This window comes from Psychrobacter sp. HII-4 (assembly GCF_904846595.1).
Lineage (GTDB): Bacteria > Pseudomonadota > Gammaproteobacteria > Pseudomonadales > Moraxellaceae > Psychrobacter > Psychrobacter celer.
Genome location: NZ_CAJHBJ010000020.1, coordinates 38,405 through 50,822, shown reverse-complemented (window position 1 = coordinate 50,822; position 12,418 = coordinate 38,405). Strand labels below are relative to the sequence as shown.

The following is a 12,418-nucleotide window of genomic DNA, read 5'->3' as shown; positions in this document are numbered from 1 at the left end:
CTTCATTGACTTCGATATAGTGGCAACCTGCGTTCGCGCATTTATAATCCAGTTGCCGCTTAATCTCAAACCAACCAGCATCATAGACGGATTTGGCCAGTTTGGATGAAGTGAATGATGTTGATTTGATTTTACCAACAACGATTAAGCTGTTGGCTTTGACTAATTTATTGGTGAATTTATGGATCAAATCTTGACGGGTATTTTTGATCTTGGCGTGTATCGCACGGACTCGCTTTTTGTTTTTAGCTCTTTGGGCAATGGCCAGTTTTTCGGCGTATTGATGGGTGACTTTGATTTGTAGCTGATCGCCATTACTACTGACTGCTGAATCCTTGCAGCCTAAATCAATACCGACTTGGCCAGTACCGCACTTAGTCTTTGGAAACTCTTTGACGGTGACACAGGCGTACCAGTGACCCCGTGCGTCTTGCACCAACTCACAAGTGTTGATGTTGTAGAGGGCTAGGTTATAGCTATCCCACAGATCAATGATTAGCTTTTCACCCTTAGCAAGGCTTAGCTGAATAGTAGATTTAAGGCTTTTCTTGCCTGACTGACGGGTTGCTAAGTGCTTAATCGCGGTCTTTTTAAAGGGAATCCAGCCCAAGCTTCTTCTCTTGGCTTTTGGGTTGTTGGTGCGCCAGTTGAGTTTGGCTTTGTTAAACTGTTTTCGGCTTTTGGCGTGAACCTCACTAATCGCTTGCAGGGTTTGACTGTGCAAGTTTAAATACTCGCCACTGCCTTTGGTATAAGTAGCCAAGTCATAAGCTGAAAAGAATTGACCTGTACGCTTAAGATGTTTAAAACTTAGCTCATTGACGTAATTCCAGACAAAATTAACTGCACCAGCCAAGATATTGAGCTGAGTGGCGTGTTTGTCTTTGATGCGTAGTTTGAGCGTTTTCATGGATTAATTATGATATTAATGCAGCTGGGTATCAAGGCATTCGCAATATTGTACGACAATAGCTGACGCCTGATATCCACGCCCTAGAAGGACGTGGTTTTACGGCGCTGGATGATAAAGTAGCCGCTCGCATAGGGTGCCCCTCACGCACCCTACTCACTATCCTTTATTTATCAGTTTATTAACCCACCTTATCCCACATTTTACTCAAACGCTTAGGTGACACCGCCATACGAGTTTTCATCGGTTGGGCAAACAGTTGAATGCGATACTCCTCGACCATCCAGCGATATTCACTGATGGCCGCATCGCTGGCACGGTTTGCCAGTCGCTCCATGTGCACATCGAGCGCATAAACACCGTCGAGATCAGCCTCGAGGTTGTGCTCCAGACGTTCGATACGAATCTCTAGCGCCTCAAGATAGCGCGGATACTGCTGCCACTGACTGTAATCCATCCGATAAACAAAATCAGACAAATGCAAGTCCTCAAGCTGGTCTTCGATATCATCGATAGACTCGCCAAATATCTCCCGATCCAGCATGAGTAAGCTCTGACGAATACGTTGCCAGCGCGTATAGACGTTTTTGAGGGTTTTGATGACACTCTGACCCGTCAATAAAAAATTGCTAACCACAGCCTCGAGCGTCTTTGCATACTCCTCTGTGGTAAAGGGTAGCTCTTCGCTCAGTTCAACTGCCACATCATCGGCGCTCTCAGGCAAATCCTCACTATGATCAAATAAGACATAATGCTCCTCAAGCGTGGCATCAAGTGTCGCATCAATCACAATGGTCTTTAGGGCTTCCATATCACCCAGCGGGGCAAAGGCCAATTTAAATATCTTATCGATTTGACTGGTCAGCTGCTTTCTTTTGGCACCCAGCTTGCCTTTGATCAAAGTCAAAACCCCGATACGATGCGCCTGCAGTGCGGCATTGACATCAGTGTATTGATGAATCGATACCGCCTCACCCGCCTCATCTGCGACCAAGGCAGCAAATTGCTTCATCACTACGCCTGCGCTATGATGGTTTTTACTAAAGGCAAAGTGCTCAGGGAAGTCCGTGTGTGCGCCTTGCTGCTCATTGACCGCTTGACGGGTCTCTTGAGCATGACGAATCTGTAGCGTTTGTAGGTCGCGTCCTTTTTCGATGATGCGATTTTTGTCATCGACCACACAGATTTGTGGCTGCAAATAACGATCAATGCTGGCCGGATTAAAGCTCGCTTCGCTCACCGACATAATGCCGCGGCGGTGTAGCGCTTGACACAGCTGCTTGAGCAGCCCCTGTCCGCCTTCGGGCTGTAGCTCATCAAAGAGACTGTCTGCCGTGTCAGGAATCGGTACGATCTGCCGGCGGATGTCTTTTGGTAATGATTTTAGTAGTTGTAACACCAGCTCATAGCGCCAACCGGGCACGCCCCACAGCAGCTCAATGGCATCAAGCTGCGGCAATGCGACAAGCGGCACGCGAATGGTCACGCCATCGTCATCGCTTGATGGATCAAAGACATAACGTAGCGGCAGCTTTAAATCACCCAGCTTCCACACTTCTGGGAAGTCGCCTGTGGTCGGCGCTTGACTGTTGAGCACGTCATCATCGGTAAAAAACAGATATTTACTATCATTTTTTTCTACCTCAGCGCGCCAGTCCTCAAAGGCTTTGCGACTAGCGACATGCTCAGGGATTTTTTTGTCATAAAACTGATACAGCGCCTCTTCGTCGACGAGTAAATCGCGGCGACGCAATTTGTCTTCGATACGCTCAACATGGGCGATTTTGTCCATATTGTGCTGCAAAAACGGCGCTTGCCGACCCAAATTACCCGTTACTAAACCGTCACGGATAAATATCTCCCGCGACTCTGCCAAATTGACCTGCTCATAGTTAGTCAGCTGCTTACTAACAATAATCAGCCCAAACAAACTAATCTGCGCGTAAGCTTTAACGCGGCCTGTCTTTTTGGACCAATGCGGCTCAAAATAATGGTACTTCAGTAAGTTGCCCGCCGCGGAGATGATCCACTCAGGTTCAATCTTGGCAACAGTACGCATAAACACTTGCGAGGTCTCAACCATCTCAAAGGCCATGACCCAAGGCGGTACTTGTTTAAACACAGTACTGGCTGGGAATATTTTGGCTTTTTGCTGGCGTGCTGCTAAGTACTCACCGCGATTTTCTGTCTTATGCGCGATGGTCGAGAGCAGCCCCGTCAATAGTGCACGATGCAGATTGGCATATTTGACCGCTTTGACCTCCTCATCTTCCACACTGGTAGGGTCACTACTACCCGCCCCTTTTTTACCGCCTTTATCATCTGCAAGATTAAGATCCGTGACCATCTGCAGCAACTGCCGATGAGTCTGACTCCATTCACGCACGCGCGGGAAGCTCAGATAATGTTTTTTGGCAAACTGTTTGCGCTGATTACCAGATAATTTATTGCCGTCTTCGCCTTTTTCAAACAGCGCTTTCCATAGACTTAAATAAAACAAAAAGTCAGAATCATCTTGACGAAACTCAGCATGCTTTTGATCCGCTTGCTGGCGTTTATTGGCGGGGCGCTCGCGCGGATCTTGTACGGCAAGAGCGGCGACAACAATGAGCATCTCACGGATACAATCAAAGTCGCTACCTGCCACCAGCATACGTGCCAGCCTTGGATCGATAGGCATACGCGCCATCTTTTGCCCGATACGAGTCAGACGCAGATGATCCAAAGTTTGTTTGCGTTTGGGTAGGTTAGCTTTGTCATTTTTGGCGGTAATTGCGCCAAGCTCGTCAAGCAATTTATGACCATCAGTCACCAAACGGCTATCGGGCGGCTCGATAAATTCAAAACTCTGGACGCTACCTAAACGCAGGTTTGCCATCTGCAATATAACGGATGCAAGATTGGTTCGCAGTATCTCAGGCTCGGTAAACTCAGGGCGACCGCTAAAGTCCTCCTCAGAATACAGACGAATACAAACGCCCGGTGCAACACGACCACAGCGACCTTTACGCTGATTGGCAGCCGCTTGTGAGATCGCTTCAATCGGCAAACGCTGTACGCGCGAGCGATAAGAGTAGCGTGATATGCGCGCAAAGCCCAAGTCAATCACGTAGCGAATACCGGGTACCGTTAGAGCGGTCTCGGCAACGTTAGTGGCGATGACGATACGGCGTCCGCGACCAGAGGGCTGAAAGATGCGCTGCTGCTCTTCATAAGTTTGACGTGCAAACAGCGGTAGCACTTCGGTATGCTTAGGTCCATGACGAACCAGTACATCTTGCAGTTCTCGAATCTCAGCTTCGGTTGCGGCAAAGATTAATATATCTGCTTGATCGGCATGGCCTTTGCTTTGTGCGTCGGTGAAGCACTCATCCACTGCGGCAACGACTGCTCGCGGTAGATTCTCTTCGAAGTCGTCATAGCTGTCGTCATCTGAGCTAGTTACTGGCTCATCAGTGAGCGGACGATAACGCACTTCAACGGGGAAGCTGCGACCCTCAACGTTAAAAATCGGCGCAGGGACTTTTCGTTTGAGCTTGTTATCATAATGACTAAAGTACTCGCTAAAACGCTGGGTGTCGAGTGTCGCTGAGGTAATAATGACTTTGAGATCAGGGCGTTTGGGTAGCAGTTTTTTTAGATAACCCATAATAAAATCAATGTTTAGACTACGCTCATGCGCCTCATCGATGATGATAGTATCGTATTTACTCAAAAATCGATCATGACCGAGTTCGGCCAATAAGATACCATCGGTCATCAGCTTCACGACCGATTGCGCTGATCCTTGCTCATTAAAGCGAATCTTAAAGCTAACTGTATGACCAAGCTGCTCGCCAAGCTCCTCGGCGATACGGTTGGCCACACTACGTGCTGCGAGCCTACGCGGTTGGGTATGCCCTATTTGCCCTGTGATGCCGCGACCTGCCAGCATCGCAAGCTTCGGCAATTGCGTGGTTTTACCAGACCCTGTCTCACCTGCGACGATGATGACTTGGTTGTCAATGATGGCTTGCACGATGTCATCAGCGCGCTGACTGACAGGCAAATCTAGGTTTAAGGTGGCTGGCAAATTGTCTGGGATACTATCGATACGCGCTTGCACCGCTTGCTGTGAGCGGGTTTTTATTTTTTCGTATTGCGCCCGCTTTTTGCTCAGGATGTCTGCCGCTTTAGGCGAGTCATTTTTGTTAGCGTTGCTATTGGCTGCTTTGTTTTTGGTCACAGCGGCTCGTGCCAGCTCGCGCTCCAAACGCCCAAGGTAGTAGCTGTCTTTGGCAAGGACGGGTAGATCAGAAGTATCGACTTGACTCATCGTACCGGTAGCGGCCTGCGCTGCTGTACTTTTGACATCTAATTGAGAGGGGGTGTTTGTTTGCGGTTTAATGTGTTGCGACTTTTCAGTTTGATTCGGCATATTTGCTTAGGCTATTTATTATTTAAAAGTGCTTAGATTATGAGGGTTATGCAGGTACGATTCAAGCGGCTTGTCGTACTTGCCTAGCCTTCAGAATAACTTACTCAATTTGCCGCTTGCCGATTATTGATACTATGTTGAGGTGAAAAACAAAAACCCGATGTCCAATAGTCATGGAAACATCGGGTTTTGTCTGTACTGGTATGTCTTAGTCGGACATATTTGAGGCTATATTAAGAAAAAATACGCCCACAATCCAACAACGACGGTGGCAATGATGTTGAGTATTACCCCTGTGCGGACCATCTCAGATTGTTTGATCAACCCAGTACCAAAAACAATGGCGTTTGGCGGTGTCGCAACAGGTAGCATAAAGGCACAAGATGCGCCAATACCGATGACCAGCACCAGCACCTCATGCGGCAGACCCATTTGCTCAGCAATTGCTGCAAATACTGGCACCAGCAGCGCAGCTGACGCGGTGTTTGAGGCAAACTCAGTCAAAAAGATAATAAAGGCTGACACCGCAATCATCACCAAGATCAGCGGCGCAGAAGACAGCGCACTTGCCACCGTCTCACCCAGCACCAATGATGCGCCCGATACTTTTAAGATCGTCGATAGCGCAATACCGCCACCAAACAGCATGAGCACACCCCAATCGGTATTGTCCGAGACTTGCTTCCATGATACCAGACCCAGACTGACCACCGCGGCGGCGGCTGACAAAGCAATGATAGCATCGGTATCAGTGATATCGAGCGCTGCACCAATTTTTTTAGAAAATATCCAGCTAAAGGCAGTGATAATAAAGACGATAATCGTCACAACTCGCGGCTTGTTCCACGCGATTGGCGCTTCATCGAGTACAGTGATTGTGCGGTTGAGGTTGGGTTTTAAAAACACATACATCGCCCCCAAGAGCAGCGGCAATAACATTACCATCATGGGTACACCAAACTTCATCCAATCTACAAAGGCGATGTTGAGCGCTTTTGCCGCAATAGCATTAGGCGGCGAGCCCACGATAGTACCCAAGCCCCCAAGGCTGGCTGAGTATGCGATACCCAGCAGCACAAAAACAAAAGTGCCGCGGTCTTTTTCGCGATCCACTTGCGTGAGAATACCCAGCGCCAGTGGCAGCATCATCGCCGCTGTAGCAGTATTAGATATCCACATCGACAAAAACGCGGTCACGGCAAATATCAAAAACACCGCCGTACTCAGCTTACCACCTGACATCGACAAGATCTTTAGGGCGATTTTTTTGTCTAGCTGTTGTACATGTAAGGCGGCCGCCAGTGCAAAACCACCAAAAAACAAATAAATAGTCGGGCTGGCAAAGCTTTGTAAGCCAATCTTGGCATCAAACTCAGGTATGCCAACCAGCGCCCCGACCACGACGACCAGCAAGGCGGTGATAGTCACGTGTACTGCCTCTGTCAACCACAGCACACCGATAAAAAACAGCACCGCAAGGCCTTTATTGGCATTGACTTCAAAGGGTAAAACGTTATAGATAATCATAGCGATAATGGCGGCGATGGCGACCACTATCAGCCCTTTACCCGTCCCCTTCGGAAAGGTGTCGGTAAATAAATACTCGTTGCCATCATCAGGAAGATGGCTGTCTAGTTTTTGCTTTGACATAAAATGTCCTTATTGATCCAAAGACAGTGTAAAAAAAACCCTAAAGATAAACCAAAGAGAGAGTATAAATTGTGATAACTGGCGGGTTATCAGCAAAAAACAGGCTGTCATCATAGCAGATATATCGTAAAAAACGCGCCTGACAAAGCACTTGATTGACCTGTATCAATACTCGTTTATAAGAATGCTTTAAACTCAATTACTTATCTAAGCAACATTTTTCGTCATCGATGTCGCTGCTAGCAAATACCGTTTTGCCAAGTAGCAAGGATCATGCGCTTTAGTTATGAGTCTTTAGTTACAAACCACCAGTTACACATCGTCACTAAACACACGTACACACTATATGTACAACACCACCATGCTCTTTCATACTAGGCCATGTCTTCAATCAAATTGACAATAACTATTAGGAGCATTTCATGACAGATGACAATAAAACAAACTCGACCACAAAAATGGCTCGTAAAGATATCAATCAAGATGGCCTTGACGAAAAAGACCAGCAGCGTACCGACGACTCTGCTCTAGACATGATGCAAGGCATGCATGAGCACGAAGATCATAACGAAGAAAGCGATAAGTAATTCGCTGGTTTTTCAAATATGTTTCTAGTTTCAATATAAGCGCATTGCCGTTGACAATGCGCTATTTATGTATTGTTTGCTATAAGCGCTCATTGGAATGATGAGCGCTTTCTTTTATGAGCACGTGTCCTAGACTTTTTCTTAAGATACGCTCTTTTTTTAGTTTATCTTTATTTTAATTATCTTTTCTCCGGCAAGCGGTCTGAGACATAGTTATAAATAAACGCCGCGCTAAGTACGATGCTAATGGGTACAAACAGTGCATCATAACCGACCTTTGCAAATAAAAACGCCCCAAGCGCACTACCACCACAAAAGCAGTACCAGATAATCGCTTGAAACCCTAAGGTAGGCTTGCTGATGGCACGACCTGCCAGCCAGTTTCCGATGGCCGCACCCATATCTGAGGTAAGACCTGTCAAATGAGTCGTGCGAATGACTGCCCCACTATAAGTCGCTACCATGGCATTTTGTAAACCGCAGGCCATCGCTGCCGCCAGTTGCCCTAAGTAGTCATGCTGCTGATATAGCCAATAACTGAGCAGCAGTAGTGCCGCCTCGATATATAACGCGCGGCCATAACGTCGCCCAAGCTTTAGGGACGTCTGCCCGATCACATAACCGCTTAATATTGCACCTGCCAAAAACGACAGTAGCAGCGCCCCGATATACAAGATACTACGAGCATCCATGTAAGCGATCGCAGCGGCAAACAGACTCACATTACCCGTGACGTGCGAGACAGAAAGACGAGCAAAGCCCATCAGCGCCGCTGTATTGACGCAGCCGGCACTAAACGCTAAAATCGCGCCGCCCCATAATATCCACTTTGGTAGTTTGGTGATCATATTTGTCGTTTTATGGCTTAGGGCCAAAAAGCCTTTATTATAACCAAAAAAGACAGCCCATAGGCTGCCTTCTGTCTTTGCTAAATAATATCACTGAATATAGTTAGCTGAATGTAAAACTGTTATGGATTTAAACGCGCTACTGGTATAAATTTTTACTTGCGTGCTGCGTTCCCAGAGGCTGCGCAAAATTCATCCCAGTAGCGCTATGACATTTTTAGAGTGTATCGACTATATGTCAGATCACGCACTTATCTTGAGCGGCTACTTTGACTCATCAGCCATCATTAGCTGCTCGCTGATGGCCACGGTATTAAACCCAGCATCCACAAACATAATTTCACCGGTGATACCTGAAGCCCATGGTGATAGCAAGAACAACGCTGCGTTACCGACCTCTGTTTGGGTGATATTGCGTTGTAGCGGCGCTATCTTTTCGCTGATATCGAGCATTTTTCTAAAAGATTTGATACCGCTGGCGGCCAGCGTACGGATAGGCCCTGCTGATATAGCGTTGACACGGATGCCTTCACCGCCCATCGATGTCGCTAGATAACGCACACTGGCCTCCAAGCTTGCCTTGGCCATTCCCATGACATTATAGTTTGGCAATACTGAGATACTACCTTCATAAGTCAGTGTCAGCATCGAGCCATGACGCATGGCCAGTAGCGACCGCGCCTCTTTGGCCAATGCTACAAAACTGTAGCTTGAGATATCGTGCGCGATTTGACTGCCCTCACGAGTGGTGGCGCTAACAAAATCGCCATCGAGCTGATCCATTGGCGCAAAGCCAATAGCATGTACGACGCCATCGATACCATCGCCCCAATGTGCGGTGATTTGCTCAAAGCAAGCGGCGATAGAGTCATCTGAGGCGACATCACACTCTAACACCAAGTCTGCCTCAAATGCTTCGGCTGCCATATCTACCCGTTTTTTGATTTTCTCATTTGGATAAGTCAAAATCAATGAAGCGCCTTCACGGTGCAACGCTTCTGCGATCGCCCATGCGATAGAGAGTTTACTTGCGATGCCAGTTACGACAAATCGTTGTCCTTGCAGTAGCATAATATTTCCTTTTGAATCGTTCGAGAGTATAAATGCTCATTATAAGTATGATAAAAAGATGACTCATTATACACGAATTGATTTAAGTAAACAGTCGTAAACTGTAATTACTGATACAGATGCTGGTATCCTCTATGTTATGGTGATGCCTGATGTCGATAAAACGCGCAACTCTGGCCACAGTAGTATGAAGTTAAGCCTTTTTCAAGTATAATCACAGCCCTTCCCAGCTTGCACAATTTTTATAAAAATCCCTTACAACCCTTGCTCGTAATCGAGTGCTTGTAACTGAGGATTTAGCGTTAAGCTACACCCACATTTTGGATGGCTGCCAAACTTATGAGTAATACCCCCATCATCACTCCAGATTATAAAGAAAATATCGACTCTTATCGTCAATTGATTGACTCAACTGGCGAAGACTTAAATCGCCCAGGCTTACTAGACACGCCTGCGCGAGCAGCAAAGGCGTTTTCTTATTTGACGCAAGGCTATCATCAAAGCTTAGAAGAAGTCGTCAATGACGCGGTATTCCCATCGACCAATCGCGAGCTTGTATTGGTGCAAAACATCGAGTTTTACTCGCTGTGTGAGCATCATATGCTACCGTTTCATGGCGTGGCGCATATCGGTTATTTACCAAATGGTCATGTGCTGGGTCTGTCAAAGTTTGCGCGCATCGTCGATATGTTTGCTCGCCGCTTGCAAATCCAAGAAAACCTAAGCGAGCAAGTCGCCCAAACCATCATGGATGTGACAGGGTGTCGCGGGGTAGCTGTGGTAATGGATGCCTCACATATGTGTATGATGATGCGCGGCGTCAACAAACAGCAGTCAACCACCCGTAGTACCGCCATGCTGGGTGAGTATCTTCACGACAATCAAGCACGTAATGAATTTTTGGACGCGGTGCCCAAGCGTCGGCCGGCGTTTTAATATCGCAAGCAATCAAGCCTAACATCTAAACCCAGATAAACGCCCAAACAAAACCCAAAAAGGATACTGCGTTCAGTATCCTTTTTTGTCACTTTTCGTCAGCCTTAGACGCTCGGCTGCATCTGAGCGATCCAGTCGCCGTGCAAGCCTGTGCTTTAAACAAGAGCGCCCTAAGCGACCGCATTCGCCGTCTTGGCAGCAGCACTATGCTGTTCACTGGCGTGTTTGATCCTTGTTAAGATGTCTTTGATTTCGGCAGGTGACAGATAGGTCGGCACCGCATAAGTATCACTGACTTCTTTTGCCGCCGCTTTTGCGATGTCATCAAAATCACTGCTTTGCATGCCTCTTACCGCTGGGTCGATGTGTAAGCTAGCAATCAAGTCGCGCACTTGCGCGATTAGATGATCGGCGATCTCAGCATCACTATTACCAGCGTTGCCTTGCCTGATCATTCCTGTCTGCTTGGCCAGCTTGGCCAGTCTTTTTTTGCTTGCTTGACGATTGACGTCTAGCACATAAGGCAAGACGATGGCATTGGCACGACCATGAGGAATACCATAATACGCCCCTAGCTGGTGCGCGATGGCATGGACATAGCCAAGACCCGCTTTGTTAAAGGCGATACCGCCATAATGTGCAGCTATCCCCATCTCTTCGCGAGCCTGCAGGTCTTCCCCATTTTCATAGGCGATTGGCAGATACTGCATCACCGCTTTGGTGGCAGAAGCGGCATAATAGTCGGTCTCAACGCTAGCATTAGCGCTCATCCACGCCTCTAAGGCATGCGTCAAAACGTCAATACCAGTATCCGCAGTGATATGCTTAGGCATCCCTTTCATAATCACAGGATCGATAGCGGCTGCTAGGGGTACCATTCTGGGGTCAATCGACAGCGCTTTTTGGTGAGTGTTGTCATCAGACACCACCGCACCTAGGGTCGCCTCTGAACCAGTACCAGCAGTGGTAGGAATACAATAAAGCGGTACAGAGGGCTTTTTAGCTTTTAAAAGGCCGATTAATTGCTCAGGCTGGCATTTATTACCTTGGGCCATGGCGATCATTTTGGCCGCATCGATGACCGAACCGCCGCCGATAGCAATGATCGAATCGCACTTGGCGGCGACAGATTGGCGCAATCCTTCTTTAACCACAGCAAACGTTGGGTCTGGCGTGATACCATCATAGATATGGTAGCGGATATTTTTCTCATCCAGATAGTCGGTGACTTTGGCAGGGATGCCCAGCTTATTAAGCACAGCATCTGTGACGATAAAGACATGAGCGTTGCCTTCATTTATCAGCATATCGCACAGCTCCTCACATGAGGTCTCACCGATAAACAACATCGGTCTTCTAATCGGCACAACATAAGAAAATGCTTTTAGCACTTTGGCACGAGTCTTGGCGACCGCCAGATAGCCTGCATGCTGTAAACCATTGGTATTGATCAATTGAGAGAGACGACTTGGGTGTTTCATGGGTACAAAAATCCTTTTTTATGATGTCTTTAAACCATGCCAGATACCCTATCACTGCTGTATCAAGCAAACGACTGTTTAAATTTATTGTACCACTGCCGTTTTTGTGATGTCGCATTTACTGTGAACTGCCTTGTTCTATTTTTCACGTTATTCTGCTTTTTACGTTGTCATATTGTCACACCATCACGGCCAAACCTGTCGCAAACGCGCTTAGCCGCTATCCTTAGCCAGCCAGTGCTCGTTGTCTCGTCCAAAAAACCAAATCATCACTATAGGTGCCAAAATAATTAGCCAAATACCATAAAAGGTCAAAAACCCCGATAAGTCATGTTCACTTAAACGGCTATAAAAACCATGAGCCGCCGCCGCTACGGCAATGACATAGACCAAGTCAAACAATAGCTCAAGCGTGGTCGAAGGCCTGTTTGGCTCATTCATTGGTATCACGCGCTCGAATGGGTTTTATTTTGAGCCTACTTATCATCTATGGTGTTCCAGGTTTTATAAATTCGTAT

9 protein-coding genes are annotated in these 12,418 nt (G+C 47.2%); 2 read left to right on the top strand and 7 right to left on the bottom strand.

Annotated features, from left to right (window positions below; all coding sequences use genetic code 11):
* The 3 genes from JMX98_RS09830 to JMX98_RS09820 all read right to left on the bottom strand — a co-directional run.
* Nucleotides 1-910 (bottom strand): RNA-guided endonuclease InsQ/TnpB family protein (locus tag JMX98_RS09830; RefSeq protein ID WP_201586235.1); only part of this gene is annotated, 910 nt, incomplete at its 3' end.
* Nucleotides 911-1,091: 181 nt separating this feature from the next.
* On the bottom strand, nt 1,092-5,225 hold the full coding sequence (hrpA, locus tag JMX98_RS09825) for an ATP-dependent RNA helicase HrpA (protein WP_201586243.1): 4,134 nt from the start codon (nt 5,223-5,225) through the stop codon (nt 1,092-1,094).
* Nucleotides 5,226-5,555: 330 nt separating this feature from the next.
* A complete protein-coding gene (locus JMX98_RS09820; protein WP_201586234.1) occupies nt 5,556-6,977 on the bottom strand; it encodes an SLC13 family permease in 1,422 nt (473 codons plus the stop codon).
* A 422-nt stretch (nt 6,978-7,399) separates the two neighbouring features.
* Between JMX98_RS09820 and JMX98_RS09815 the strand changes: the two genes are divergently transcribed.
* Complete coding sequence (locus tag JMX98_RS09815; protein ID WP_201586232.1) at nt 7,400-7,564, top strand: hypothetical protein; 165 nt, start codon at nt 7,400-7,402, stop codon at nt 7,562-7,564.
* A gap of 179 nt (nt 7,565-7,743) precedes the next feature.
* Here JMX98_RS09815 and JMX98_RS09810 read toward each other — a convergent pair whose 3' ends face one another.
* Together JMX98_RS09810 and JMX98_RS09805 are read right to left on the bottom strand one after the other, a co-directional pair.
* Entirely contained in the window at nt 7,744-8,412 is a 669-nt protein-coding gene (locus JMX98_RS09810) for a YoaK family protein (RefSeq protein WP_075100886.1), read from the bottom strand.
* Nucleotides 8,413-8,676: 264 nt separating this feature from the next.
* On the bottom strand, nt 8,677-9,483 hold the full coding sequence (locus tag JMX98_RS09805; RefSeq protein ID WP_075100887.1) for an enoyl-ACP reductase: 807 nt from the start codon (nt 9,481-9,483) through the stop codon (nt 8,677-8,679).
* Between the two features lie 339 nt (nt 9,484-9,822).
* On the opposite strand from JMX98_RS09805, the gene folE reads away from it, so the two are divergent.
* Nucleotides 9,823-10,419, top strand: coding sequence for a GTP cyclohydrolase I FolE (gene folE / locus JMX98_RS09800; RefSeq protein WP_172953095.1), 597 nt, complete (start codon nt 9,823-9,825; stop codon nt 10,417-10,419).
* Nucleotides 10,420-10,589: 170 nt separating this feature from the next.
* Here the strand turns inward: folE and JMX98_RS09795 are convergent, their stop codons facing one another.
* Together JMX98_RS09795 and JMX98_RS09790 are read right to left on the bottom strand one after the other, a co-directional pair.
* On the bottom strand, nt 10,590-11,900 hold the full coding sequence (locus JMX98_RS09795) for an iron-containing alcohol dehydrogenase (RefSeq protein ID WP_201586230.1): 1,311 nt from the start codon (nt 11,898-11,900) through the stop codon (nt 10,590-10,592).
* 213 nt (nt 11,901-12,113) lie between these two features.
* A complete protein-coding gene (locus JMX98_RS09790) occupies nt 12,114-12,341 on the bottom strand; it encodes a low temperature requirement protein A (protein WP_201586228.1) in 228 nt (75 codons plus the stop codon).
* Nucleotides 12,342-12,418: the final 77 nt, after the last annotated feature.

Bases quoted from the DNA above. Each gene is read 5' to 3' on its own strand.
- JMX98_RS09810 (WP_075100886.1), bottom strand. From the start codon at position 8,412: ATGATCACCAAACTACCAAAGTGGATATTATGGGGCGGCGCGATTTTA.
- folE (WP_172953095.1), top strand. From the start codon at position 9,823: ATGAGTAATACCCCCATCATCACTCCAGATTATAAAGAAAATATCGAC.
- JMX98_RS09795 (WP_201586230.1), bottom strand. From the start codon at position 11,900: ATGAAACACCCAAGTCGTCTCTCTCAATTGATCAATACCAATGGTTTA.
- JMX98_RS09790 (WP_201586228.1), bottom strand. From the start codon at position 12,341: ATGAATGAGCCAAACAGGCCTTCGACCACGCTTGAGCTATTGTTTGAC.
- JMX98_RS09820 (WP_201586234.1), bottom strand. From the start codon at position 6,977: ATGTCAAAGCAAAAACTAGACAGCCATCTTCCTGATGATGGCAACGAG.
- hrpA (WP_201586243.1), bottom strand. From the start codon at position 5,225: ATGAGTCAAGTCGATACTTCTGATCTACCCGTCCTTGCCAAAGACAGC.
- JMX98_RS09805 (WP_075100887.1), bottom strand. From the start codon at position 9,483: ATGCTACTGCAAGGACAACGATTTGTCGTAACTGGCATCGCAAGTAAA.
- JMX98_RS09815 (WP_201586232.1), top strand. From the start codon at position 7,400: ATGACAGATGACAATAAAACAAACTCGACCACAAAAATGGCTCGTAAA.